Source organism: Prochlorococcus sp. MIT 1306 (genome assembly GCF_047304515.1).
Lineage (GTDB): Bacteria > Cyanobacteriota > Cyanobacteriia > PCC-6307 > Cyanobiaceae > Prochlorococcus > Prochlorococcus marinus_D.
Genome location: NZ_CP138959.1, coordinates 537,191 through 559,432, shown reverse-complemented (window position 1 = coordinate 559,432; position 22,242 = coordinate 537,191). Strand labels below are relative to the sequence as shown.

General features: G+C 51.7%; 26 protein-coding genes and 3 pseudogenes. 22 read left to right on the top strand and 7 right to left on the bottom strand.

Features of this window, described 5'->3' with window-relative positions:
• Positions 1-15: 15 nt before the first annotated feature.
• From trxA to rsmD, 3 genes and pseudogenes are all read left to right on the top strand, one after another.
• Positions 16-339 (top strand): thioredoxin, encoded by a 324-nt coding sequence (gene trxA, locus SIB74_RS02945; RefSeq protein WP_011130499.1) that lies wholly within the window; start codon positions 16-18, stop codon positions 337-339.
• A gap of 94 nt (positions 340-433) precedes the next feature.
• Positions 434-1,075: an imidazole glycerol phosphate synthase subunit HisH gene (hisH, locus tag SIB74_RS02940; RefSeq protein ID WP_074159148.1), complete on the top strand. Its 642-nt coding sequence runs from the start codon at positions 434-436 to the stop codon at positions 1,073-1,075.
• Positions 1,072-1,635, top strand: a pseudogene (gene rsmD, locus SIB74_RS02935) (16S rRNA (guanine(966)-N(2))-methyltransferase RsmD); the annotation flags it as partial. The gene hisH and the pseudogene rsmD, both read left to right, overlap by 4 nt.
• A gap of 10 nt (positions 1,636-1,645) precedes the next feature.
• Here the strand turns inward: rsmD and petG are convergent.
• Positions 1,646-1,762: a cytochrome b6-f complex subunit V gene (gene petG, locus SIB74_RS02930; protein WP_011130502.1), complete on the bottom strand. Its 117-nt coding sequence runs from the start codon at positions 1,760-1,762 to the stop codon at positions 1,646-1,648.
• A gap of 56 nt (positions 1,763-1,818) precedes the next feature.
• On the opposite strand from petG, the gene SIB74_RS02925 reads away from it, so the two are divergent.
• The 15 genes from SIB74_RS02925 to SIB74_RS02855 all read left to right on the top strand — a co-directional run bounded on the left by SIB74_RS02925 (position 1,819) and on the right by SIB74_RS02855 (position 15,127).
• The gene (locus SIB74_RS02925; RefSeq protein WP_063396382.1) at positions 1,819-2,196 is read left to right on the top strand and encodes a c-type cytochrome; all 378 of its coding nucleotides are present in this window, start codon (positions 1,819-1,821) and stop codon (positions 2,194-2,196) included.
• Positions 2,193-2,942, top strand: a complete 750-nt coding sequence (locus tag SIB74_RS02920; RefSeq protein WP_063396077.1) for an RNA methyltransferase — start codon at positions 2,193-2,195, stop codon at positions 2,940-2,942. The genes SIB74_RS02925 and SIB74_RS02920 overlap by 4 nt, the downstream gene beginning before the upstream one ends.
• A gap of 30 nt (positions 2,943-2,972) precedes the next feature.
• Positions 2,973-4,133 (top strand): serine hydrolase, encoded by a 1,161-nt coding sequence (locus SIB74_RS02915; protein ID WP_063396078.1) that lies wholly within the window; start codon positions 2,973-2,975, stop codon positions 4,131-4,133.
• Positions 4,130-5,548 (top strand): DUF3370 domain-containing protein, encoded by a 1,419-nt coding sequence (locus SIB74_RS02910; protein WP_063396079.1) that lies wholly within the window; start codon positions 4,130-4,132, stop codon positions 5,546-5,548. Before SIB74_RS02915 ends, SIB74_RS02910 begins: the two co-directional genes overlap by 4 nt.
• Positions 5,545-6,636: a magnesium chelatase ATPase subunit I gene (gene bchI / locus SIB74_RS02905; RefSeq protein WP_036912582.1), complete on the top strand. Its 1,092-nt coding sequence runs from the start codon at positions 5,545-5,547 to the stop codon at positions 6,634-6,636. The genes SIB74_RS02910 and bchI overlap by 4 nt, the downstream gene beginning before the upstream one ends.
• Before the next feature lie 4 nt (positions 6,637-6,640).
• Positions 6,641-7,105: a crossover junction endodeoxyribonuclease RuvC gene (gene ruvC / locus SIB74_RS02900; RefSeq protein ID WP_063396080.1), complete on the top strand. Its 465-nt coding sequence runs from the start codon at positions 6,641-6,643 to the stop codon at positions 7,103-7,105.
• A gap of 8 nt (positions 7,106-7,113) precedes the next feature.
• The gene (locus tag SIB74_RS02895) at positions 7,114-7,881 is read left to right on the top strand and encodes a methyltransferase domain-containing protein (protein WP_063396081.1); all 768 of its coding nucleotides are present in this window, start codon (positions 7,114-7,116) and stop codon (positions 7,879-7,881) included.
• The gene (locus tag SIB74_RS02890) at positions 7,878-8,447 is read left to right on the top strand and encodes a 5-formyltetrahydrofolate cyclo-ligase (RefSeq protein ID WP_063396082.1); all 570 of its coding nucleotides are present in this window, start codon (positions 7,878-7,880) and stop codon (positions 8,445-8,447) included. Before SIB74_RS02895 ends, SIB74_RS02890 begins: the two co-directional genes overlap by 4 nt.
• A gap of 148 nt (positions 8,448-8,595) precedes the next feature.
• Entirely contained in the window at positions 8,596-9,609 is a 1,014-nt protein-coding gene (locus tag SIB74_RS02885; RefSeq protein WP_063396083.1) for a hypothetical protein, read from the top strand.
• A 228-nt stretch (positions 9,610-9,837) separates the two neighbouring features.
• Complete coding sequence (locus SIB74_RS02880; protein WP_063396084.1) at positions 9,838-10,314, top strand: hypothetical protein; 477 nt, start codon at positions 9,838-9,840, stop codon at positions 10,312-10,314.
• Between the two features lie 9 nt (positions 10,315-10,323).
• Positions 10,324-10,785 carry a SufE family protein gene (locus tag SIB74_RS02875; RefSeq protein WP_063396085.1) on the top strand — a complete coding sequence of 154 codons (462 nt, stop codon included), beginning with the start codon at positions 10,324-10,326 and terminating at the stop codon, positions 10,783-10,785.
• Between the two features lie 37 nt (positions 10,786-10,822).
• Positions 10,823-12,139: a homoserine dehydrogenase gene (locus SIB74_RS02870; RefSeq protein ID WP_063396086.1), complete on the top strand. Its 1,317-nt coding sequence runs from the start codon at positions 10,823-10,825 to the stop codon at positions 12,137-12,139.
• Between the two features lie 82 nt (positions 12,140-12,221).
• Entirely contained in the window at positions 12,222-12,491 is a 270-nt protein-coding gene (locus SIB74_RS02865; protein WP_082818487.1) for a hypothetical protein, read from the top strand.
• Positions 12,492-12,518: 27 nt separating this feature from the next.
• Positions 12,519-14,108, top strand: a complete 1,590-nt coding sequence (locus tag SIB74_RS02860) for an ABC transporter substrate-binding protein (RefSeq protein WP_074159142.1) — start codon at positions 12,519-12,521, stop codon at positions 14,106-14,108.
• Positions 14,108-15,127, top strand: a complete 1,020-nt coding sequence (locus SIB74_RS02855; protein ID WP_063396088.1) for an ABC transporter permease — start codon at positions 14,108-14,110, stop codon at positions 15,125-15,127. Before SIB74_RS02860 ends, SIB74_RS02855 begins: the two co-directional genes overlap by 1 nt.
• Here SIB74_RS02855 and SIB74_RS02850 read toward each other — a convergent pair.
• A complete protein-coding gene (locus SIB74_RS02850) occupies positions 15,121-16,680 on the bottom strand; it encodes an alpha/beta hydrolase (protein WP_413681801.1) in 1,560 nt (519 codons plus the stop codon). The two genes, SIB74_RS02855 and SIB74_RS02850, sit on opposite strands and share 7 nt — an antisense overlap.
• Positions 16,681-17,087: 407 nt before the next feature.
• Here SIB74_RS02850 and SIB74_RS02845 point away from each other — a divergent pair, with 407 nt between their 5' ends.
• The 3 genes and pseudogenes from SIB74_RS02845 to SIB74_RS02835 form a co-directional block, all read left to right on the top strand.
• Positions 17,088-17,627, top strand: coding sequence for a glutamyl-tRNA amidotransferase (locus SIB74_RS02845; RefSeq protein ID WP_231906081.1), 540 nt, complete (start codon positions 17,088-17,090; stop codon positions 17,625-17,627).
• 240 nt (positions 17,628-17,867) lie between these two features.
• A complete protein-coding gene (locus SIB74_RS02840; protein WP_063396091.1) occupies positions 17,868-18,239 on the top strand; it encodes a hypothetical protein in 372 nt (123 codons plus the stop codon).
• A 628-nt stretch (positions 18,240-18,867) separates the two neighbouring features.
• Positions 18,868-19,329 (top strand): annotated as a pseudogene (locus SIB74_RS02835) (iron uptake porin); the annotation flags it as partial.
• 155 nt (positions 19,330-19,484) lie between these two features.
• On the opposite strand, the gene SIB74_RS02830 reads toward SIB74_RS02835, so the two are convergent.
• The 5 genes and pseudogenes from SIB74_RS02830 to SIB74_RS02810 all read right to left on the bottom strand — a co-directional run bounded on the left by SIB74_RS02830 (position 19,485) and on the right by SIB74_RS02810 (position 21,586).
• On the bottom strand, positions 19,485-19,841 hold the full coding sequence (locus SIB74_RS02830) for a hypothetical protein (RefSeq protein WP_063396093.1): 357 nt from the start codon (positions 19,839-19,841) through the stop codon (positions 19,485-19,487).
• Positions 19,826-20,215 carry a hypothetical protein gene (locus tag SIB74_RS02825; RefSeq protein ID WP_156486122.1) on the bottom strand — a complete coding sequence of 130 codons (390 nt, stop codon included), beginning with the start codon at positions 20,213-20,215 and terminating at the stop codon, positions 19,826-19,828. The genes SIB74_RS02830 and SIB74_RS02825 overlap by 16 nt, the downstream gene beginning before the upstream one ends.
• 748 nt (positions 20,216-20,963) lie before the next feature.
• Positions 20,964-21,065, bottom strand: a pseudogene (locus SIB74_RS02820) (chlorophyll a/b-binding protein); the annotation flags it as partial.
• 162 nt (positions 21,066-21,227) lie between these two features.
• Positions 21,228-21,431, bottom strand: coding sequence for a chlorophyll a/b-binding protein (locus tag SIB74_RS02815; RefSeq protein ID WP_011825535.1), 204 nt, complete (start codon positions 21,429-21,431; stop codon positions 21,228-21,230).
• An 11-nt stretch (positions 21,432-21,442) separates the two neighbouring features.
• Positions 21,443-21,586, bottom strand: a complete 144-nt coding sequence (locus SIB74_RS02810) for a high light inducible protein (RefSeq protein WP_011130525.1) — start codon at positions 21,584-21,586, stop codon at positions 21,443-21,445.
• Between the two features lie 119 nt (positions 21,587-21,705).
• Here SIB74_RS02810 and SIB74_RS02805 point away from each other — a divergent pair, with 119 nt between their 5' ends.
• Entirely contained in the window at positions 21,706-21,939 is a 234-nt protein-coding gene (locus SIB74_RS02805) for a hypothetical protein (protein WP_156486123.1), read from the top strand.
• Positions 21,940-22,242 lie beyond the last annotated feature (303 nt).

Sequence of the window (22,242 nt, the reverse complement as noted above, 5' to 3'; positions counted from 1 at the left end):
TCAACGACCTAAGGAATGTCCAATGCCGCCGCAGTTACCGACGCCTCCTTCGAGCAGGACGTCCTTCAAAGCGACGTGCCTGTGCTAGTTGATTTCTGGGCGCCTTGGTGTGGCCCATGTCGCATGGTTGCTCCGATCGTCGATGAGATTGCCAAGGAATTCGAGAGCAAGATCAAAGTCTTCAAGCTCAACACTGACGAAAACCCCAACGTCGCCAGCCAATACGGTATTCGCAGTATCCCCACCCTGATGGTGTTCAAGGGAGGTCAAAAAGTCGACACAGTTGTTGGTGCAGTGCCCAAAGCCACGCTTTCTGGAACCATTTCAAAGTACCTCTGAAGCTTGATCCAACTTCGATTCCAGCCCTCCTAGATCACCTTTGGCCTGATTCAATGCCTCACATGGCTAAAAGGCCAGATTGCGGAGGGTTTCTTTGATTACACGTCTAGGCTTAATTGATTACGGCATGGGCAATCTGCACTCTGTGCAGATTGCCTTTGAAAGGCTCCACAAGGCTCTTCACATAGTGAGGCAGCCCGCCGACCTCAGCCGCTGTGATGCATTGATCTTGCCTGGAGTCGGTGCCTTTGATCCCGCCATGGTGCACCTTGAGCAGACCAGATTGGTTCCAGACCTCAAGAGTTGGGTGAAAGGAGGACGACCTCTTCTAGGCATCTGTCTGGGCCTGCAGCTGTTGTTCGAATCGAGTGACGAAGGAAATGCCACCGGCCTAGGGTTGCTTAAGGGCCACGTTCAACGACTGCCCTCCAATCAAGGCGAACGAATTCCCCACATGGGCTGGGCTGCTCTTCAACATCGAAACGACTGCCCGCTGCTTGACAAAGAAGATCCAGACAGCTGGATGTATTTCGTGCATTCCTATGCTGCAGTCCCCAGCCAAAACAATGATCTTGCGGCCATAGCGCCGTTTGGCCAAGACAACATCACAGCGATGGTCTGGAAAGGCCGACTAGGGGCCTGTCAGTTTCACCCAGAGAAATCCGCCGCAGCCGGCGAGCGCATGCTGCGGCGCTGGCTGAAGTGGCTGGAGACCGGCGCAAAACCTGTGCCATGAGTAGCCAGCTAAGGCTCTCCGGAGGGCGCAAGCTTCAGAGTCCCGCTGGCCAAGGCACTAGACCCACGACGAGTCGTGTTCGTGAAGCAGTGATGAGCGTGCTAGCCCCACGCTTGCATGACTGCCACTGGCTTGACCTATTTAGCGGCAGTGGAGTAATGGGCTGTGAGGCGTTGCAAAGCGGCGCACGACGTGTAGTGGCTGTTGAACGAAACGCGAAGACAGCCAAAGTCTGTCAAGCCAACCTAATTGCCACCGCCTCTGGCCTCTCCAAGCAGAGCAACATTGAAGTGATCCGCCATGACGTACTGAGCTGGCTGAAGAGAGGTTGCCATGCCGCCAAGTTCAATCAACCTTGGGCAGGGGCAAACCCTGGTTTCAACCTGGTCTACCTCGATCCACCTTATTCTTCAAAACTGTATTCAGAAGTCTTCAAAGCCCTGCTTTCAGGCCATTGGCTGCAGAGAGATGCCCTAGTGATCTGTGAGCATGCCACGAACAACAGCTTGGAAACCCCAATGCAGTGGCTTGAACAAGATCGCCGTATCTATGGAAGCAGCGCCTTACTGTTCACCAATCCCCCAGAACAGTATCGCGACGATACTGATTCCAAGCATCCACAAACAATCCAAGCAAAGTGACCGGAATCAAACCCAGAACGATGCCGCAGAGAAGTGGTTCGATCATGGCCTCGCGCCCAGTTGAAAGATTAAGCACAATTGTTTCATGCTCCTGAACTCACCGTGACGGGCCCGTCATCAAACAATCAAAGCAAAAACGGGTTAATTGGAACCCTAGTGGTGCTGGCAGCAGCTGTCTGCATTGCAATTTTGTTATGGGTACTAGGACACTCACAACGAGACCCCTACGTCAACGCCACCCTTGATTTGGAGGGATCTTTGGAGCAAGGAGGTCGGCTGTTCCGCATCAACTGCGCTGGCTGCCACGGGATTACTGCCCAAGGAAACTTAGGCCCGAATCTCCTGGACGTGAGCGAACGCCGCAACGACGCCCAGCTGATCAGCCAAGTGGTAAGCGGCAATACGCCGCCCATGCCCAGATTCCAGCTGGAGCCTCAAGAAATGGCCGACCTACTGGCTTATTTAAATTCCCTGAATTGAACAAGGACATCCGCTCAATCCAAACGACTGTTGTTCTGGTTGAGCCAATTGGTCCACTGAATCTGGGCAGTGTGGCCAGACTCTGCGCCAACTTCGGAGTACAAGAACTACGTCTGGTCTCGCCCCGCTGCAACCCTGCTGATGCCGAGGCACGACGCATGGCTGTCCATGGCGCAGGAATGCTTGAGCAGGCAAAACAATTCTCATGCTTGCTCGATGCCGTAGCTGACTGTCACAGAGTTGTAGCCAGCTGCGGCCGATTGGATCATGGCAACATCCCCCTGCAAACCCCCGAACAAGCAGTGCCATGGTTACTAGAGAGCATGGGTGCAGCACCTGTGGCACTGGTATTTGGTCGTGAAGACAGGGGCCTAACCAACGAGGAACTTCAACTCGCCCAACGTGTACTCACTCTGCACAGCTCTTGTGGATATCCATCCCTCAACCTCTCGCATGCAGTAGCGATCGTGCTGCATGAGGTACAACGTTGCCAAGGGCAAGGGACGCTCAGGGAAGGGCAATCGGCATGGCCCGACCCAGCATCACCTCGTCAACTCGACGCATGCTTAACAGACGCACAGGATCTCCTGTTAGAGGTGGGCTTTCTTTTGAGCCATACGGCCCAAGCCCGCATGGCCAAAGTCCGTGGTTTACTCCAACGCGCTGCCGTCCGTCCCGAGGAAGTAGCCCTGCTGAGAGGGATGGTGAGGCAACTGCGCTGGGCTATCCATTCTCGTCACTCTTAACCTCAGCCGAACTCACTGTTCTTCACTTCCTTGTCAAGCAGCCGCCCTTACCGCAACCGCTCAAACGGGGCTGGTCCCCTACGGCTTTTGTTGCGTCTGATCTTGATGGGCATCGGCCTCGGCGTGATTACAGGTTCAGCGCTCAAGATGCTCGGCCCACAGGTGAAGCAGGGCAAGCTGGACTTGCCGGAGTGGCTTCCTGGGCGAAATTGGATTTCCCTGAAGGGCCTCCCCAGTCGCTTCAACATGGTTGAGGAAGCCACAAACCCCATGCTCAGCAATGGGAATAGTTTGCAACTGGGCAACTTCCAGACGAAGCAAGAACTCACAACGTTGAGCAACCGCTGGAGAGATCTGGCCAAGCAACAGAAAGACTTACAAGCAAGCGCATTCTTGCTAGTGCTTGATGACGGACGCTATGCCGAGCTCTCCCCAGAGACAGCACTGCCTGCAGCTAGCTCGATCAAAACAGCAATCCTGCTGGTAGCTCTCGAACTCATCGATTCCGGTCAGCTCAGCTGGAATGAACCCCTGAAGCTCACCAAAGAGATTATTGGTGGTGGTGCTGGATGGATGGCCAGCAAACCGCTTGGCAGCCAATTCCCTGCCCACGAAGTTGCCACCGAGATGATTCGGGTGAGCGATAACACCGCCACCAATCTGCTGATTCAACGCATTGGTGGCAAGGACGTCCTCAATGCACGTTTCAATGCTCTAGGCCTGAGCTCCACGGTGGTGAATAACTGGTTGCCGGATCTACAAGGCACCAATACCACCAGCAGCCACGATCTGGCGCGTGCCATCGCACTGGTCGATACTGGCAAAGCCCTTAGCCCACGCACACGGGATCTATTCAGGGAGGCAATGAGCACCTCCGTCAGCAACCGCCTATTACCTGGTGGATTTCTCAAGGGACTGGGCGGTAAGCAAGGAGAGCCTGACAACAGCCTCCTAGCAAAGGGCTACCGCATCTACAACAAAACCGGCGACATCGGCATCGCTTATGCGGATGCCGGCCTGATCGAACTACCTGATGGCAGTCGTGCAGTGGCAGGGTTCATGGTGAAAGGCCCCTTCAACGACCCCCGCTCCACAGAACTGATCCGCGACATGGCCGCCGCTATGGCTCCAGTACTCAAGCCAAAGCCATCGACACCTCGAACGGAATCAACAAAAAGCAATCAGCCATGAAGATCCGCGCCCTTTTGTCAGTTGCGCTTTTCACCGTATCCGGAGCAGTGCTTTACACCCCTGCTCTCATCGCCGCCCCAACCGTAAAGCAAAGACAGCAACAGGTCAGGCCCCTGCCAGGCGAGCTTGACAAGGTGCTGATGGTTAATGACAACAATCCCGAACTGATTACAGGGGAAGGGATCCTGATCTCCACCTTCCCTAGCAAAAACACACAAAGCTCAAGCGCCAAAGCTGACAAAAACAACCTGGCCGTGCCACTCGATGGTCGTTTCGATCTATTCAGTCACCACGTGTATGCCGGCCTTCCCGATCATCTCGAATCCACCCTCTGGCTAGCAGTGCTGGCACAGCCACTGGGTGAGGAGCCAGTGCAACTGACCCTACTGAAAGGCAGTACCTCCCTATCGCAAGCCACCGAAGCAGGACAGACAGCTGCACCATTTCTGCCTCTGCCGAAAATGATTGCCGAAACCACGACCCCAATTGCCGCTGGCCCAGGCAGCCGGGTCGCTGGCGATCTCCTGCGGGGGGAGCGAGCTCAAGAGCTGCCAGAGCGCTGGGAACTCCTGCCAAGCAGCCCCAGCCTCCTATTGGTGCTCCCCATCCCCGTAGCAGGTCTCGATCCACTGCTCAACGGTCGCAACCTTCAGATGCGGCTTCATAGCTCCGGCCCCATCTCACTGGCAACCGTGGCTGCATACGGCAATCCCAAAGCGGCCCCTCCACTGTCTCGCTGGATTGAGCTGCTTGAAAGCGGCGAACTCAGCCCCAAGGAACATCACCCCACGCCTCGAGGTAGCAGCGGCAAGATCGTGTATTCGCGCGTCAGCGGAATCCAGTTGGGCAGCACATGGAAGACAACCCTGACTGATCCTGGTAGCACCGTGCTAAGCGAAATCAATACTCCCATCTCCTGGCCTATCAGCAGCCTCGAGAGGGGCAGCCTCGGCACGGATCAGGTACAAACCGCTGAATTACAAGCGCACTACGACAACACTGCATGGGCGGCCCATGGCAACTACGGAGTTGAATATGACCTCACCCTGCCGCTACACAACGGATCAAAGCAGGAAAAATCCTTCTTACTGACCCTTGAGTCCCCCTTAAAGAAGGACAACAACAACACAAGCCTGGACTTTCGCGTTTCAGCCAGCGGACCTGTGATGTATCGAGGGCTGATCGAGGTCAGTGGACTCGATAGCGAGTCCAGTCGACCCATGGGCCGTCGCCGCTTCCACCTAGTTCTGCGACAGGGGCAGATGGGGCCAGACATTGGTCGCATCAGCCTGAAACCAGGAGAAACTAGAGATGTCCGAATTCGACTGATCTACCCCGCTGATGCCACCCCACCGCAAGTGCTCACACTCCTGCCTGTGAAACAATCCAAAACAACTCCAGACATCAACCCGTGAGTTCAACCCGCAAGCGCAGGGTCTTTCCCTTTACCGCCGTGATTGGCCAGGAAGAGATGAAACTGGCTCTGCTGCTCAACGTGATCGACCCGCGAATCGGCGGAGTCATGATCATGGGAGATCGAGGCACGGGCAAGTCCACCGCGATTCGAGCCCTAGCAGATCTCCTGCCAGGGATTGATGTAGTCGCTGGCGACCCTTACAACAGCTCACCCACTGATCCTGATCTACAGAGCAGTGACGTGCGCCAACGCATTGAACATGGTGAAAGCCTGGCCACTGAGGCGCGACAGGTCCCGATGGTGGATTTGCCTCTCGGTGCCACTGAAGATCGTCTCTGCGGCACCATCGACATCGAGAAGGCCCTCAGCGAAGGAGTTCGTGCATTCGAGCCAGGCCTGCTGGCCAAGGCCAACCGCGGCTTGCTCTACGTCGATGAGGTCAATCTGCTTGACGACCATCTTGTCGATGTGCTGCTGGATTCAGCGGCCTCAGGATGGAACACGGTGGAACGTGAAGGGGTATCAGTGCGACACCCTGCCCGATTCGTACTGATCGGCTCCGGCAACCCCGAGGAGGGCGAGCTACGGCCCCAACTCCTTGATCGCTTTGGCATGAGTGTTGAGGTGCGCACTGTCCGCGATCCAGACCTACGGGTGCAGGTGGTTGATCAGCGCACCGCCTTTGATAGCGATCCCGACACCTTTGCCACATCGGTTCAGGCCAACCAAGACGCCTTACAACAACGGGTCATTGAAGCCCAGCAACGTCTTGAACAGGTGAGCATCGACAACGATTTGCGTCTGCGCATCTCGGCTGTCTGTGGCGAACTAGATGTGGATGGACTGCGTGGCGATATCGTCACCAACCGTGCCGCCAGAGCTCTAGCAGCCTTTGCAGGACGAACAGAGGTTTCGGAAGAAGATGTGGCACGCGTGATCTCGTGCTCTCTACGCCATCGATTGCGTAAAGACCCCCTCGAGCAGATTGATTCAGGGGATCGGGTCGTCAAAATTTTCTGCAAAGTGTTCGAACGCAGTGAGAACAGCGATCAGGCTGACTTCGAGCTAACAACTCAGGCAGGCTGAACGCTTGCGCATCCTTGGCATCGACCCTGGCCTCGCCAGGGTGGGCTACGGGGTCATCGACACCAGCAACGGACAACAGCAGATGCTCGATTGCGGCATCATCCGCACCAATCCCGGCATTGACGACGGTGTACGGATGGTGGAAATCGCCAGCGATCTACGCCAGCTCATCCGTCGTTGGAAGCCCCAACTGGCCGCTGTGGAGAAATTCTTCTTCTACCGCTCCAGCACCACGATCAGTGTGGTCCAGGCACGTGGAGTCATCATCATGACCCTGGCACGCTTTCAAGTGCCAGTGATGGAATTCCCACCGATGCAGATCAAGCTTGCTCTGGCGGGCTCAGGCCATGCTGAAAAAGATGAAGTGCTCGATGCGGTGATGCGCGAATTGAATCTTGATCAGCCGCCCCGACCCGATGATGCCGCCGACGCCCTGGCCATAGCACTCACGGGTTGGTTCCAGCGCTAAAACCACTCATGGACTCCTCCTGCTCACCAAAACACGGCTGGTTTGACAGCGTGGCGGCGTCCTACGCCCAACAACGCCCTCATTACCCAGAATCCCTGTTTGACTGGATCAGCAGCAAAGCCGCCGGCCACCAACGTTGCTGGGACGTTGCCTGTGGTAGCGGCCAGGCCTCTCTAGGGCTTGCAAGGCACTTTGATCGCATCGATGCAACCGATCTCAGCCCAGCTCAAGTTGCTGCCGCACCAGCTCACTCAAACATTCATTACCAAGTAGCAGCAGCCGAAGATTCCGGGTTTCCCAACGCATGCATGGACGCAATTGTGGTGGCTGCCGCCATTCACTGGCTAGATGTACCCCGATTCAACGAGGAAGCCTTCAAGGTGGCCCGCCCAGGTGGACTGATTGTCTGGGTGGGCTATGACCCCCCGCAAGGGGCTCCCACTGCACTGCAGTTGTGGCTAGACCAGCTTTACGGCGAAAGGCTATCGAGCTGGTGGCCTCCCCAGCGTCAGCATGTCGACAACCACTATCAGAACCTGCCATTCCCCGCCATCAGCAAATCGTTGCCCCAAGAGCTCTGCATCTCCCTCAAATGGAGCTGTGATCAGCTGATCGGTTACATAGGAACCTGGTCGGCTTTGAGGAAAGCAACGCAGGAGGGACATGACTTGCTGCCACAACTCAGCATGGAACTGCAGAGACTCTGGCCAGCAGATCAAACGACAATCCCCCTGATCTTTCCACTCATGGGCCGCTGGGGTTATCTAACGCGATGAATCAAGCCATCGCCAAAACCAAGCTTCGTCGTCAATTCAAGGCCCTGCGCGCCCAACAATTACCTGCGGTTCAAGACACAATCATTCAGCAGGTTGTCAACACTATTCAGGGTTACTTAAAAGCTGGGAATCTACGAGGGTACATTGGTGTTTATTGGCCGCTTAGCGGAGAAGTAGATCTCCGCGAATTGAAACTCAACTTGAAGTTGCCCTTGGCGCTACCAGTCAGTGGGGAGGACGGAAGTCTCAGTTACCACCCTTGGACTCTTACTCCACTGCGAAAAGATGCCTGCATGATCCCCGCTCCGCTAGATGAAGCCATCCTTGACGCTGATGCAATAGGCCTCTTGCTGATACCTGCTCTGGCGATGGATCAACGAGGGATCAGACTCGGCTATGGAGGTGGTTTCTTCGACCGCTTCAGAAGCAATTTGGCTTGGCGCAAAGTTCCATCGCTTGCAGTCTTGCCAGAAGCCTGCATATCAACAGAGTTACTGCCTCGCGACAGTTGGGATGTACCCCTTGATGGCTGGATTAGTGAAAGAGGAGTTGTCAGAGTAGAATAGAAACTTAGAGTCAGCTCCCAAATTAAGAATAAAAAAATGCATCAAGAAAGCCCTGCCATTTAAAAGAGACAAGCTTTAAATTTAATATTTTATTAACTCTTGGTCATCATTCCATTAACTTATTTCAAAGCCTAAACTATCAAGCGCAATGACAGCACTAGCACTTCATTCTTACGCAAAAGTTCAGTCCATAGAGATAGACGGCAAAGAAGACGTCATCAAACTTAGACCAGTTATTGAATCTAATTTGTTCAATTCATTGGACGAGGGTCATGATTATACATTCCAGACTACTATCAACGGAAAATCCTTTACCCTTGAAGCATCTCCTAGCGATCAAGGAGCAAACATAACCCTGGGACTAGAAAATGATGATGCAGCTGCAATCATTGAAATTCTCGACCAAAACAATGACAATAAGATTAGCGATGAGGAATTCGAGGAAGGCATGGAGAATGCCGTGGTATCACATCAGGAAGATATTAGGCTTCACGAAAATCATTCCTTAGACTCAGAAGTGCAATTAATACTAGAAGCAGAGGATGTTGTTTTTCAATACGATCCTATAGACGGCAATTCTGGAGAACTGTTATTTGGGCAATCAATTGTTTCCGTTGGTGCGGACAAGCAAGGCAATATCCTTTCGTTTATTTGCCCTCAAAGGTCATTTAAAACAGAATTTGCAGGCTACATTCTTGACCTTACAGGAGAAGTAGAAGTCGGCCAAGTTGGAGGAGCGATCGACACTGTTACAGGAGAGGGAAATATCTATGGTGATGAACTCAAATGGCTATTTTGGGGAAACATCACCACTCCAAATGGTGGTTCATATGGATTCACCAAAGACGAAGCTGCATTCATCCCCATCAGGGATACAGATAATAACAGTGGTTTACTAACACTTTCAAGCATCGAAAGATCTGCCCATGGCAGCGGGAATATAGAAAATGTTTTCAGCTCTTATTTTGTCAGCGGACTGCAAGGTTCTGCGACTCAAGATAGTTTTTTGAAAGACCTCATGCTTCAAGGAATTAATCTACTTCATCCAGGTCTTGCAACTGAAGGCACTGCACTTCAATGGAATATCGATTTACAACATCCAACTCCTATTTCAGGCAGTGATTACGAAGACATTGCTCATTCATTGCACATGGGTCATTGAACAATTGAAAGCCAAATGAATTGAATCCGAATAAAATCTACTCCTAACAATTGGAATCAAAAAGTTTTCAACACGCCATTGCTGCCACTTTTTAGCAGCCAAATATTTGCCTCTGGCAAATGTTTCGTCCGACAATCATCTCAACCGTCTTAAAGGCTGCCACGCAGGTACTAGTCAATCCTGCAAGAATCTCTCAAAATGATTTTCAGAGTTTTCAGAGGTGATTCAATGCGGACCCTGATCCAGCCTTTGTTTCTATTGATCGCAACAGCATCTCTTGGTCTCGGGCAAGGTCAGCCAGCGAAAGCCCATGCCATTGAAAGCACTCTCAACTACCTCGATGGCAGCCTGGAGCTTCAAAGCCATTTCTCAACAGGAACACCTGTTGAGGGAGCAGTGGTACGCGTCTTAGAAGCCAACGGAACACCAGGCCGAGAGCTGGGTCGAATGGACCAACAAGGAAAGCTGAGCTTGACCCTGCCAGTCATGCAGGAAGGCACCCTCGACCTGCAGGTGGATGCTGGCCCAGGTCACCGTGACTATCTGATGCTGCCAATCCGCTCAGGCAAGGTGCAGCTAGATGAGGTGGTCAGCCAACCCAATACTCCACAAGTGCCATCGTTCCTGATCAGCACTGAATCACCTCTCCTGATGGGTCTTGCAGGTGTTTTGTTTAGCGTGCATCAGCAGCGCCTCAAATTCTGATCTTTCGCCATGGCTGAGCCCACCGCCGCATCCTCAAGCTTTGGCAGTCAAGCCCTAGACAGCATGGTCGAGAGACTTAACGGCACCTCTGATCCGCGCCGCCGCTACGAATATGTTCTATGGCTGGCCAAAAAGCTGCCACCAATGTCCCCTGACTTACAAACCGACGCCATCAAGGTCAAGGGATGCGTTTCTCAGGTCCATGTCCTTGGTGAACTCGTGGAAGGACGGCTTCACTGGCAAGGAGACTCCGACGCACTGATTACAAGAGGCTTGCTGGCAATGCTGATTCAAGGCCTCAGCAATCTCACACCTGAGCAAGTCATGGCAGTGAACCCAAGCTTCATTGAAGCCACAGGCCTTCAAGGCAGCCTCACCCCATCAAGAGCTAACGGATTCCTAAATATCCTCCTCAATATGAAGGCCCAGGCCCAGCAGCTTTCCAGGGTTTCGTCTTCCACAACTTCCTAGAGTCCTACCAGCAAGTACAAGACTGGACACAGCTGCCATGGGCACGAAGATAGGAGTTGGTCTCCTGGGGCTTGGAACGGTAGGCGCGGGCGTTGCAGGCATCCTCCAAGCCCCCGAAGGGCGACATCCTCTGGTGGCAGAGGTTGAACTGGTGCGAGTAGCGGTTCGAGATCTACAACGACCTCGCTCGATTGAACTTCCCGCATCCTTACTGACAAACAACCCACAGGCCGTTGTTGATGATCCCTCTGTGCAAGTGGTTGTTGAAGTCATGGGAGGGATCGAACCAGCCCGAACCCTGATCATGCGAGCCATTGCCGCCGGCAAAGCGGTCGTTACAGCTAACAAAGCCGTGATTGCAAGACATGGCGAAGAAATTGCTGCTGCTGCTGCTGCTGCTGGGGTCTACGTCCTGATCGAAGCTGCCGTCGGCGGGGGCATCCCGATCATCGAGCCACTTAAGCAATCACTAGGTGGCAACAGGATCGAACGCGTGAGCGGCATCATCAACGGCACCACCAACTACATCCTCAGCCGCATGGCACAGGAAGGGGTGGCCTATGACGACGTGCTCAAGACCGCCCAGGATCTTGGCTATGCAGAGGCAGATCCAGCGGCCGACGTTGAGGGCTTCGATGCAGCAGACAAGATTGCCATCCTCACTGGACTGGCCTTCGGTGGACCTGTCGACCGTGACTCAATTCCCACCCAAGGCATCAACAAGCTTCAAAGCCGCGATGTGGACTACGCCAAACAGCTTGGCTACAGGGTGAAATTATTGGCTGTCGCCGAACGTCTCAACTCAGACGCTCAGACCAGTCAGTCCTTGCCCTTAGCTGTAAGTGTGCAACCAACAATGGTGCCTCTAGACCACCCGCTTGCAGGAGTAAATGGCGTGAACAACGCCATCCTGGTTGAGGGCGATCCGATCGGCCGCGTGATGTTTTATGGCCCAGGAGCAGGCTCTGGACCCACCGCCTCTGCTGTGGTAGCGGACATCCTCAACATCGCTGGCATACGCCAACTAGGTGAAGTCCACGGCAGCCTCGATCCCCTTCTCGCCGCAAGCAGTTGGCGTTCCTGTCACCTCGTTGATCCAAGTGCCATCCGTCAGCGCAACTATGTGCGCTTCAATGCAGAGGACACACCAGGCGTGATCGGTCGGATCGGTAGCTGCTTCGGCGATCGTGCAATTTCAATTCAATCAATCGTGCAATTCGATGCCTCCGATGCCGGCGCAGAAATCGTTGTGATTACCCATGAAATAAGTCAAGGCCAGATGCAAGATGCCCTTACTGCAATCACCTCTATGGCTGAGGTCAAAGGACTTGCCGCCCATCTCAGCTGCCTTTAACAGCCAGCCACCCCCTGACGAAGAGACCCCTGCTTAAGTGAGAGACAAGTCTGCAGACGCTGACCTGTGCCCCCAAAGGTTCATGTCTAACGCTTCGATGTTGTCAAAAGTCCAACTCTTTTCAAAGCCGGACTTCCGACACATCATGGATCTCCATCAAGGTGACTGTGTTCAACTCCTCAGTGGTAATAAGGAGCAATTCCAGGTGATCGGAATCGACGATGACCACAACCGTTGTTGGGTGAGACGTTGGCCACTGCTTCCAAATGGATCACCGGTGTTTGAAGTGTCGATGCAACAAATCACCTGCTCTTCCCATAGAACACAACCACACTCACTAGCAAGTCTTTGAATCAAGGCCATCCGATCCGCCCGCGTTGTGTCCAGCTCTGGCCGTCGTGATTCTCTGCACTGGGCCGCTGCTCTATTTGCTTTCTCCCTAGCGCTGAGCCAGGTTGCCTGTCAGCCTGCTCGCCGTAGTGAGCGACTTGTCGTAGCAAGTGCCGGCAAGATCACCTCTCTCGATCCTGCCCAGGCCAGTACTTTTGATGCTCTGCAACTGCTGAGCGCCCTCGGGGACCCCCTCTACCGACTTGATCACAAAGGGGACCTAGAGCCACGACTAGCATCCGCCCCACCTCAGATCAGTGATGGCGGCTTCACCATCTCGATCCCTCTGCGCAAGGATGTGTTGTTTCACGACGGCACCCAATTCAATGCCGCCGCGATGGCCTTCAGCCTGCGGCGATTTCTGCGTATCGGCACCCTCAACTACGTGGTAGGGGGACGGATTGCCGCCGTGGAGGCAGCCGCTCCCTACCTGCTACGCCTTCGACTAACACGACCCTCCACTTCTCTAGAGGGACTACTCACCTCAATCAATCTGACGCCGGTCTCACCAACGACCTACGCCAAGCACAGAAATCAGTTCCTCAATAAGCAATTCATTGGAACCGGCCCTTACCGCCTCACTAGCTTCCAGACCCAGCAACAACGCCTTGAGCCTTTTCAGCAGTACTGGAGTACCGAGGCCAGTAATGCTGGAATCGATTTCATCAATCTGAGCAACTCCACTGCCCTATTCGGTGCCCTACGAAGCGGTGAAGTGGATGTACTGCTTTCCAATTCACTGGATGAAGACCAACGCCTTGCCCTCCATCGCCTTGCCAAGCAAGGGAAGCTCCGCGAAGGAACGGGGCCAGCACTTGAAATTGGTTACATCACTCTACTCAGTAATACCGCTCCACTCAATCAACCACTCCTGCGACAGGCCCTCGCTTACAGCCTCGACCGTCAGCTGATGGTTGAGCGCGTGAGCTATGGACTCAGACGCCCTTTGCGGTCTTTAGTGCCGCCAAACTTGCAGGCTGAACCAATCACACCCTGGCCCAGCTACAACCCTCAACGAGCCAAGCAGCTGCTGCAAAAGGCAGGTTATTGCACAACTCAAAAGCTGACACTCCCTTTCACGTTCCGTTCCAACGTGCCAGCAGACAAGTTATTGGCACTGACGTGGCAGGCACAGGTGGAACGTGACCTCTCGGATTGCCTGACATTGAAGCTCAATAGCGTCGAATCGACCACCGTTTACCGCCAACTGGGGGAAGGCGCATTCCAGGCCGTCATCCTTGAGTGGCGAGGCGCCTATCCCGACCCGGAAGCCTATTTAGCTCCATTATTAAGCTGCAGCAAAGCCAATGGACCTGTATGCGAAGAGGGGGAAGCGGCAATTAGCGGCAGCTTCTGGACCGCAGATGGGCTGGAAGCGAGCCTTCGCCACAGCGATGAACTTCGCGGACCCGATCGTCTCCACCAGCTCGGAGAGATCGAGCGCCGCGCCGCCGCCGGAGCGGCCTATCTACCAATCTGGCTGGTAGCACCACGAGCTTGGGCCCAGCTGCGCTTATCCAAGCCAGAATTTGACGGTAGCGGCCAGTTAATGCTCCCCCGTCTACGGGAGCTGCACTGATGGGCAGAGGGAGAGAACTACTGCGCTATAGCTCGACCCGCTTGGTCCTGGCACCGGTGATGCTCTGGCTGATTGCCAGCATGGTGTTTCTACTCCTACGGGTGGCACCAGGAGACCCAGTCGATGCCGTGTTAGGCAATCGTGCTCCAGCAGCAGCCCGCGCTGCTCTGCGCACCAGGCTTGGACTGGATCAACCGCTTTTGCATCAATACCTGCACTTCATCAAAGACTTAATTCATGGCGATCTAGGCCAAGCTCTTCTCAACCAGGAACCAGTGAGCAAGATCATTGCCAGAGCCCTGCCAGCCAGCTTGGAACTAAGCCTGACGGCACTATTGATTGCTGCAGTGGTTGGTCTGGTCGTTGGTTTCAGTGGTATTGCCCGCCCGGAAGGCAAGCTAGATCTCGCAGGGCGCCTCTACGGCATTGGCACCTATGCCCTGCCACCGTTCTGGGCCGCGATGATCGTTCAACTGCTGTTTGCAGTCATTCTCGGTTGGCTGCCAATTGGCGGACGTTTTCCCCCGAGCTTGCTACCACCAGAGGGGAGCGGCTTCCTGATCCTCGACAGTCTGCGGAGCAGCGACTGGATATCTCTTCAAGGAGCATTGAGACACCTGGTGTTACCGGCAGGAACCCTAGGCCTACTCCTCAGTGGGATTTTCTCCCGTACCCTGCGACTCAATCTTGGCCGCACACTGCAATCCGATTACGTTGAAGCTGCCCGTAGCCGGGGGCTGAATGAGCAACAGGTGGTGCTAAACCATGCCCTCCCTAATGCCCTTCTGCCAGTACTCACCATTGCTGGAATCACAGTGGCATCGCTGATTGGCGGCGCACTGTTAATTGAAGTCACCTTCTCCTGGCCAGGCATCGCCCTACGGCTCCAAGAAGCAATCAACCAACGCGACTACCCAGTGGTTCAAGGAATTGTGGTTGTCGTGGCTGCCCTGATGGTGCTGGTAAGCGTGAGCGTGGATCTGCTCGTTGCTCTGATTGATCCCCGCGTCCGCTACTGAGATTCGCGAAGTCTCTCTGCTGCATTGCGATCCAAACGATGAAGCCGCAAATCCCCGACCTGCTGATGTGTGGAGCCCTCAAGGGCTTCGCCAGCCTCAACCTGCTCCAAAAAGATTTGAATCTCAACTGCCAACAATCGCTGCACAGCTAGAGGCTCACGCCCTACCAGCTCTTCGCCTAGTTGAAAGAGATCATCGCCACGACCCTCACCCATCTGACCTTCAACCCGCACCGGTGAAAAATGGCTAGCGCCCTCCACAAGCACGACTCGACTAGCGGGATGGGGTGAGATTGCCAAAAGCAAATCGAGCTGCTCACTCAGCGGAGGAGTAATCAAATCAAGGGTGCCGCCAGTCAGCAACACTGGAACCGACAAAGGCACAGCCCCATGACGAGGCCACAGCAAGCTACCAAAACTGTTGAGAGCAACGATTGCCTCTAGCTGGGGGATTGACTGCAGTTTTGGCATTTGCACATCAACCAACTGACATTGCAATAAGCGCGAGAGATTGGTAAGAGGAAGATCGTCTAGAGCCTTACGACAGCGGGTATACAAACCAGGCTCCGGGGTAATACCAGCAGCCAATAGAGCCGTCAGTGCCCCAAGGGAGTGACCCATCAGCACCAACTTCTGACCAGGCAGTACCAACGTGCCTTGCTCTCGTGCCTGCAGGACAGCCTGTAGATCCGCCAAGCGGTCAGGCAACACCTCTGCTCCAGGTGCAAGTCGTTGCCCCTTCAGCAGGGCATGCACCGCTCTGGCATCACTACCTGGATGCTCAAGCACCACAACCGGCCAGCCCTTACGTTGAAGGCTGAGAGCCAACCAACGAAAATGATCCTGGCTTCCACCCAAGCCTGGCATGAGCACCACCCAGCTCGACCGCAACGGAGTGCCATCAGGTGGGCGCCACACCTCTAACTGGAGTGGCTTGGTGCGATGAGCCACTGGCAAAGGTTTGAACTCAGGTCCTGCGGCAAAAACTTCCTGACCTGCCAGCTCTTGCAAAACTGGAACTTGTGTTGCGGGAAACCTCCCGAGCGCTAACACCAACTGCTGCTGCTGTTGCAACTGACGCCGCCAGCGACTTGCCACCTGAAGTAGAGCATCAAGATCGAGGCGTACATTTTCAGCAGGGAGCTCCTCAAGCAAGTCCAGAGCGGTCACCTCTGACTGACTGTTCAGGAGCAGTTCCAGAGTGTTGAACAAGACGATGCCACTACTGTCGGCATCGACCCTCACCAAATCACTGACGGCATCAAGCAGCTGACGTCCTGCCCAACTACGCAGCATTTGTCGAGCCATGCTCTGATCTGTAAGCAAAGATGCCTGAAGCAGCTCAAAAAGATCGAAGCGGCTATCGGCATCGAGCAAATTGAGCCAGGCGATGAGTTCAGAACTACTGCTGCCCCCAGGCCGCCCCAAATCGACCAACTCCCTAATCCAAACTGGTATCACCATCCCCTCAAGCTGCACCTCCAATCGCTCCGCAGCTCTCAGCGGCGATACTCCAGCAAGACCGAACAGCAGAGCGCCGAAGAGCCCAATCACAATTCGTTGTCCAATAGGGCGTGTTAATGCCAACGCCGAATACCGCTCACGAGTTAAACCATTTTCACTCAAGCCTTGAAGGGATTAGATCGGCTTATTGAATGGTGCGCCTGGGTGCCATCAACGGATCAGATGCCGCCATTGAGCTTCAAACTTCTGCTCAAGCCAGGCGTGAAACGACTGATCAGCAGTGTTCGCCATTTGCCAAGCGAAGCTAGTCGCCGAGAAAGAGCTACCAGAGAACAATCTCGTCAACACCTATAGCTGAATAATCAACACAGCGAATAACAACAATCATTCCCCCCAAACACCTCGCATGAGATCTGTAGCCGAAAACCATCCGGCTATATAATTGATCAAATTACAGCGGCTCTCTTGATGGAGCAGCAGAAGAGACGAATCAAACGATGGAGGGCGCTCCAAATAACAAGCGAGCATTAAAGGCTAAGGAGAGTGGTACAAGGAAATATTTGCTCGCGCAAATGCATGGATTATTTGTCAAGCCTATAATAAGTAATAAACTTATAAAATATATTATAATTGCCAGCAATTTCCACCCCTATAAAAGACAACATCCAAGCAACATGCGAATGCTATTAGGCGCAACAACTGCTATGACTCTTCTGATTACATCCGCAGCCGCAGCCAATGAAATCAACCTTCAAGTCAAAAACGCCAGCAAACAACTTGCGGTGAGCATTCGCGCCTTTGCAACTGGGACATCTGCCGCTAGCGAATGTCTCGTCAAAAGCGGACAACTGAGCGAGAGGATTGCAAAGGAGACATTACCCTTTTCACTTCTCGAGGTTGGCATTAGCCCTGAAGTCCTTGACAATCCTCAGGTCATCAAAGCAGCCTCAATCTTGAGCCCTACACTTAATGCTGACTGCACATCTACGAAGATGAGCATCGAAGCAATCAATCGTCTGATCAAGGATGAGCTATAGAAATACTTCTAACCGGAAAACAGATCAGTAAAACAAAAATCTATGAACAAGCCTCTCCTAAAGCATATGAACTAGACCGCTCAAGCTCGCCAAGGGATACAAAAAGCGTAGGCAAACAGGTGAATTGCTTTAGCGAAGGAAGAAATGCGATTCAACTGAAAAAGATAAGATAAGTAATCAAAGCCTCTAGACTGGCTCTAGAACAGCCTATTGTCTGTGATGTTTGCCTAAACACCAAAGATGGCTTACCCCGAGTCTCAAGTCGTAATGGGCGGTTTGGTGCACATACCCATTATTATTGGTGTTTTTTGGGCGCTCAACAACCTAACCACAGGCGGCAGTAAAGGCAAGAAAGCCGCAGAAGCTGCAGCCAAGCAGGCTGCTGAAGAAGCTGCTGCCAAAGCTGCCGCGGAAGCTGCTGCCAAACAGGCTGCTGAGGAATTAGCCGCCAAAAAGGCAGCTGAGGCTGCAGCCGCCAAAAAGGTTGCTGAGGCCGCAGCCGCAACTCCAGCGACAACAGCAGTGGCTCCAGTGAATGGCGAAGCTGAAGCAGCAAAAGCTTCTAACAACGACACTCAAGCCACTCCTGCCCCAGACCAAGAAGTGCTCTAGGCATAGAGCAGATCCGCAGAAGTCATAAACATAAATCGATATAGATACACGTTCCGACAAGTTGTTTGCAATTGTAAAAGCCTTGATAAAGGCAAAATTTCCAATGCATTCAACTTTAAATAAACAACCTCAGGAAAAAATTAATAGCCTAAAATACAATCAAGCAAGAGCCAACTTGGCCTAAAACTTATCAAAGGCATAGTTCATTAATAAGCTGATATCGACCTAGTCAATACATACACATCTAGAATTAGGGTGTTCCAAGCGAAAGCAACCCATCAAACATGCAAGAAGACGAATAATAATCAGCCCCAACCAATGCTCGATATTTACATTCAGCCACCAATACGCAACATTCTCGAAGAAGACATGAGCACATAAAAAATAGCGGCTAACCAATTTTCGTCAGAAAAGCCGACTTATTCACGAACAAGCAAAAGTGAGGGCTTTGATTAACCACAAATATTTGTGTTGAATGTCTAATAAGCAAACTTGAAAATTAATTCTAGAAATAAGTTCACGAAACAGTAAGAGCTGCAGGCCTAATTTTTACACCAAGAGGTGTTTAAGCAGAAGTTAATCACCAACATTGACTTGGCGCATTGCGCCTATCTGTGTGAGGAACCAAATGAAACTCTTCCAGCAATTGCTGGTGGCACCTGCTGCTTTGGGCCTGATGGCCCCTATGGCTGCTAATGCCGCAGACCTCGACATCAAAGGTGTGTCCGATTATTCGGCCTCCAGCGAGCAGGTCACCAGCATCTCCCAATTCCAAGATGTTTACCCAACCGATTGGGCTTATCAGGCGCTGAGCAACCTGATTGAGCGCTACGGCTGTGTAGCTGGCTATCCAAGTGGTAGCTACCTCGGTAACAGAGCAATGACCCGCTTTGAAGCGGCTGCTCTATTGAATGCCTGCCTCGATCGCATCACTGAAGTCACCGACGAACTGCGTCGTCTTCTCAACGAATTCGAGCAGGAGCTCGCCATTCTCAAGGGCCGTGTTGATGGCCTAGAAGCCCGCGTTGGTGAACTCGAAGCCACTCAGTTCTCCACCACCACCAAGCTTGTTGGTCAGACATCCTTAATAAGTCGACTCAAAGAAGCCTGAATCAAACGCGTTAATCAATGCAAATACGGATTTGACTTTTATCAAGATGAGCTCCACTTGCAACACTCATCAGTCAAGAGCTAGATCAATAAGGCCAAACAAAAGTGATCTTCTCATCGTCTATACATACAAGGTTAGTTCAATAATGAACCATAAGCATTACAATCACGGAGGTCATTCCACTTGGCCAAATTTTCTTCTAAGTTGTCAAACTCATTTTCTGAGTCATTGATTTGCTGAGCTTTAATTAATGCTTGAAAAGCCTCGACACCATACTTGCTTGCAATTCTTTGCTTGATACAGGCTTTATACTTAGAACCAGCCTTTAATTCCTCCTCAGCTTCTCTTAAATTATCCTGAGCCAACTCACTCTTTTCTCTCCATTCCAGAATGTGGCCTGTGAATTCTTCTTGTGCACCATCAGCAAAAGCAGGTTCGCCATGTACTAAAAGCAAGCTCAATAACACTAATCCTGCTAAGAAATGACGCATTCCTCGCCTCTAGCGAACTCATGATTATCCCATAAAAGCTTATAGCACCATTTCTCTTTCGGCGAATGCCTAACTCTTTCAACACCTTTCTTTGTTAGAATAAAGATTGGCTTACCTGATTCTGAGACCTGCTTGATATCTACATTGCCGAGCATCCACATGCGCATAAATACTTGATTGTCCGTCATCGTCCCAAGATATTGCTTGCAACTTTTACCAACATCAATAAACCAGAGGGAAAGTAGATCTGCCTTCTCTCTATCTCCCTTACAAAGCTGAAGCGTAGTCTGAGAAATAGCCGTTGCATCGCCTTGCTGAAGCGCAAAACGAATCAAGGCATTTCCAAGGCTAATCCGTTCGCGATCTACACTCATGGCGCCATTTCTGTTGGGCATATATAAGGAGTCGAAAATCGTAAGCAAAGTTATAAACTTGACTCTAGCCAAGAAAGCACAGTGCACTCCGGCTTCAATACTCGCAAGTTATGGAATGAAGATGAGCGGCAAGATGGCTTAGTTTTGAAGGATTTACAAGCTGAACCTGTCAAGCTAGTATTCTGTTAGAATAGAATGTAAAAGGTCTAAGGCATTTATTGAAAGCCTAACATTCAAAACCAATGTCTATCCAATTGGAATAGAAAACTGTCTGGCATGCCGCAAGCAAAGCCTGAAAAAGGTTTATTTAATAGCAATCAGAGCTGAATTGACACAATCAATCCCACCTCAGCAGCTATTGCACGGGTAAAGCAAACTCAACAAAGCAACGAGCTTCTCTTGAAGAAACCTCCAAGAAGATTGGATGCCGTCAATGAAGAAGGCAAGTCACAACCAAGCATTGGATTGATCGTCTAAGCAAAACTGTCAATAAATACTCAACAGACTATCCTTAATAGCTAGAGGCCCTAGTCCAAATAAGAGAAGGGGCCTCTAGCCAAAAAGAATTTTTCAAAAGATGCCTGGAATAATCCAACCAGTCAGTGCATAATCATAACGATTAGACCTTTTAACAAGCCTTTTCGTGAATTTCTTGAGAGAGTTAAGGGGAGTAAATTCCATAATAAATTAGGGGAGAGTAAAAATGCCCTGAAGTTTTCACTTAAGGACATTAATATCTATAAAGTGCTTAAAACAATCCAGGAATAATCTGCCCTGTAGCAGCATAACTGGCGAGTGCTCCAATAAAGCCAATCATTGCCCAGCGGCCGTTTTGTAGCTCTGCATTTTCATTCATGATGAGTGGTAGGTAGAGGAATTGTGTAAGGAAAGATCAGGAAAGGCAAAAGGCCTCATGCTAATTGGCAATCAGACAAGAAGTACAGCCAATAGCATATTCTCGGCTAATCCACTGTTTAAAAAAGATGATTAGCCTGAAGAATGATCATTAAAATCAAAAAATGCCGGGTAAGATTTGCCCTGTGAACAAATAAGCCCCGACAGCAGATAAGAAGCCAATCATTGCCCAACGTCCGTTGGCCAGTTCTGCTTCTTTACTAAAAGCGGTGTATTCAGGATCAATTTGCATGCGAGGTTCGCTTGCGTACATGTTCTGACGTCCACCGTCTTCAGTGATGACATTTGTAGAAGAGGTCATGATCTTTCTGCTTAAACCACACCAGGAATAATTTGGCCTGTCGTTAGATATGCTCCGACCGCAGCCCAAAATCCCATCATTGCGGCCATTCCATTAACACGCTCAGCGGTTAACTTCTGATTTTCGACTCTATTGGTCTTGGGTGTTTTTTTCATAAGAAGGAATTTGTGTTGAGGTCCCTTTGCAACGAAGAACAGCGTGCCGGCCTTCGTTACAAAAGCTTAACACAAGAGGTTGCGAAGTGTGACGATCCTGTTCACAGGGGCAGACTTGCATGCCTAAAACCCTCAAAACTCCCTTTAAAGCAGGGTGCTTGCATGTTCAATTCTTATCATCAAGCCCTCAAATTAATGCATTAGAAGAAGAGAATTTTACAGATATGCACGAATATATATTCGCTTGGTGTTTTTTTTTGAATACTTTGACTTATACAAAGGTAAATATTTACGGTGGTGTCAATGACTCCTTGCAAAGACTGACCCCTACAAGCAAGCATAAGCTTGCTTGATTCAATTTCCGCTCACTGCTCTTGTAATCCGGTCTAAAAACTTAAGCACTTCTCATTCCTCTATGTGACTGAATTGAGAGATTAGATGACCAACTGATCCTGAGAAAAGCACTCCAGCCATGCTCAACTGTTCTCTCAAATTTAGGACTTGCATCAAAACCTCAAAAGTCTTGGACTGCACAAGCCTGAATCAAGTAAAAATCCCGCGACCTCTGAAGTCTTAGGTGTAAACACCCAGGCAAGTCTTAATCTGGGTCGTAATCGGAAGAATTTGTTTCAAAGCCCTCCCTAGGCTCTTTAAAC

Bases quoted from the DNA above. Each gene is read 5' to 3' on its own strand.
- trxA (WP_011130499.1), top strand. From the start codon at position 16: ATGTCCAATGCCGCCGCAGTTACCGACGCCTCCTTCGAGCAGGACGTC.
- petG (WP_011130502.1), bottom strand. From the start codon at position 1,762: ATGATCGAACCACTTCTCTGCGGCATCGTTCTGGGTTTGATTCCGGTC.
- SIB74_RS02910 (WP_063396079.1), top strand. From the start codon at position 4,130: ATGAAGATCCGCGCCCTTTTGTCAGTTGCGCTTTTCACCGTATCCGGA.
- SIB74_RS02895 (WP_063396081.1), top strand. From the start codon at position 7,114: ATGGACTCCTCCTGCTCACCAAAACACGGCTGGTTTGACAGCGTGGCG.
- SIB74_RS02890 (WP_063396082.1), top strand. From the start codon at position 7,878: ATGAATCAAGCCATCGCCAAAACCAAGCTTCGTCGTCAATTCAAGGCC.
- SIB74_RS02885 (WP_063396083.1), top strand. From the start codon at position 8,596: ATGACAGCACTAGCACTTCATTCTTACGCAAAAGTTCAGTCCATAGAG.
- SIB74_RS02880 (WP_063396084.1), top strand. From the start codon at position 9,838: ATGCGGACCCTGATCCAGCCTTTGTTTCTATTGATCGCAACAGCATCT.
- SIB74_RS02875 (WP_063396085.1), top strand. From the start codon at position 10,324: ATGGCTGAGCCCACCGCCGCATCCTCAAGCTTTGGCAGTCAAGCCCTA.
- SIB74_RS02870 (WP_063396086.1), top strand. From the start codon at position 10,823: ATGGGCACGAAGATAGGAGTTGGTCTCCTGGGGCTTGGAACGGTAGGC.
- SIB74_RS02865 (WP_082818487.1), top strand. From the start codon at position 12,222: ATGTCTAACGCTTCGATGTTGTCAAAAGTCCAACTCTTTTCAAAGCCG.
- SIB74_RS02855 (WP_063396088.1), top strand. From the start codon at position 14,108: ATGGGCAGAGGGAGAGAACTACTGCGCTATAGCTCGACCCGCTTGGTC.
- SIB74_RS02845 (WP_231906081.1), top strand. From the start codon at position 17,088: ATGGAGGGCGCTCCAAATAACAAGCGAGCATTAAAGGCTAAGGAGAGT.
- SIB74_RS02840 (WP_063396091.1), top strand. From the start codon at position 17,868: ATGGCTTACCCCGAGTCTCAAGTCGTAATGGGCGGTTTGGTGCACATA.
- SIB74_RS02830 (WP_063396093.1), bottom strand. From the start codon at position 19,841: ATGCGTCATTTCTTAGCAGGATTAGTGTTATTGAGCTTGCTTTTAGTA.
- SIB74_RS02825 (WP_156486122.1), bottom strand. From the start codon at position 20,215: ATGAGTGTAGATCGCGAACGGATTAGCCTTGGAAATGCCTTGATTCGT.
- SIB74_RS02815 (WP_011825535.1), bottom strand. From the start codon at position 21,431: ATGACCTCTTCTACAAATGTCATCACTGAAGACGGTGGACGTCAGAAC.
- SIB74_RS02810 (WP_011130525.1), bottom strand. From the start codon at position 21,586: ATGAAAAAAACACCCAAGACCAATAGAGTCGAAAATCAGAAGTTAACC.
- SIB74_RS02805 (WP_156486123.1), top strand. From the start codon at position 21,706: ATGCCTAAAACCCTCAAAACTCCCTTTAAAGCAGGGTGCTTGCATGTT.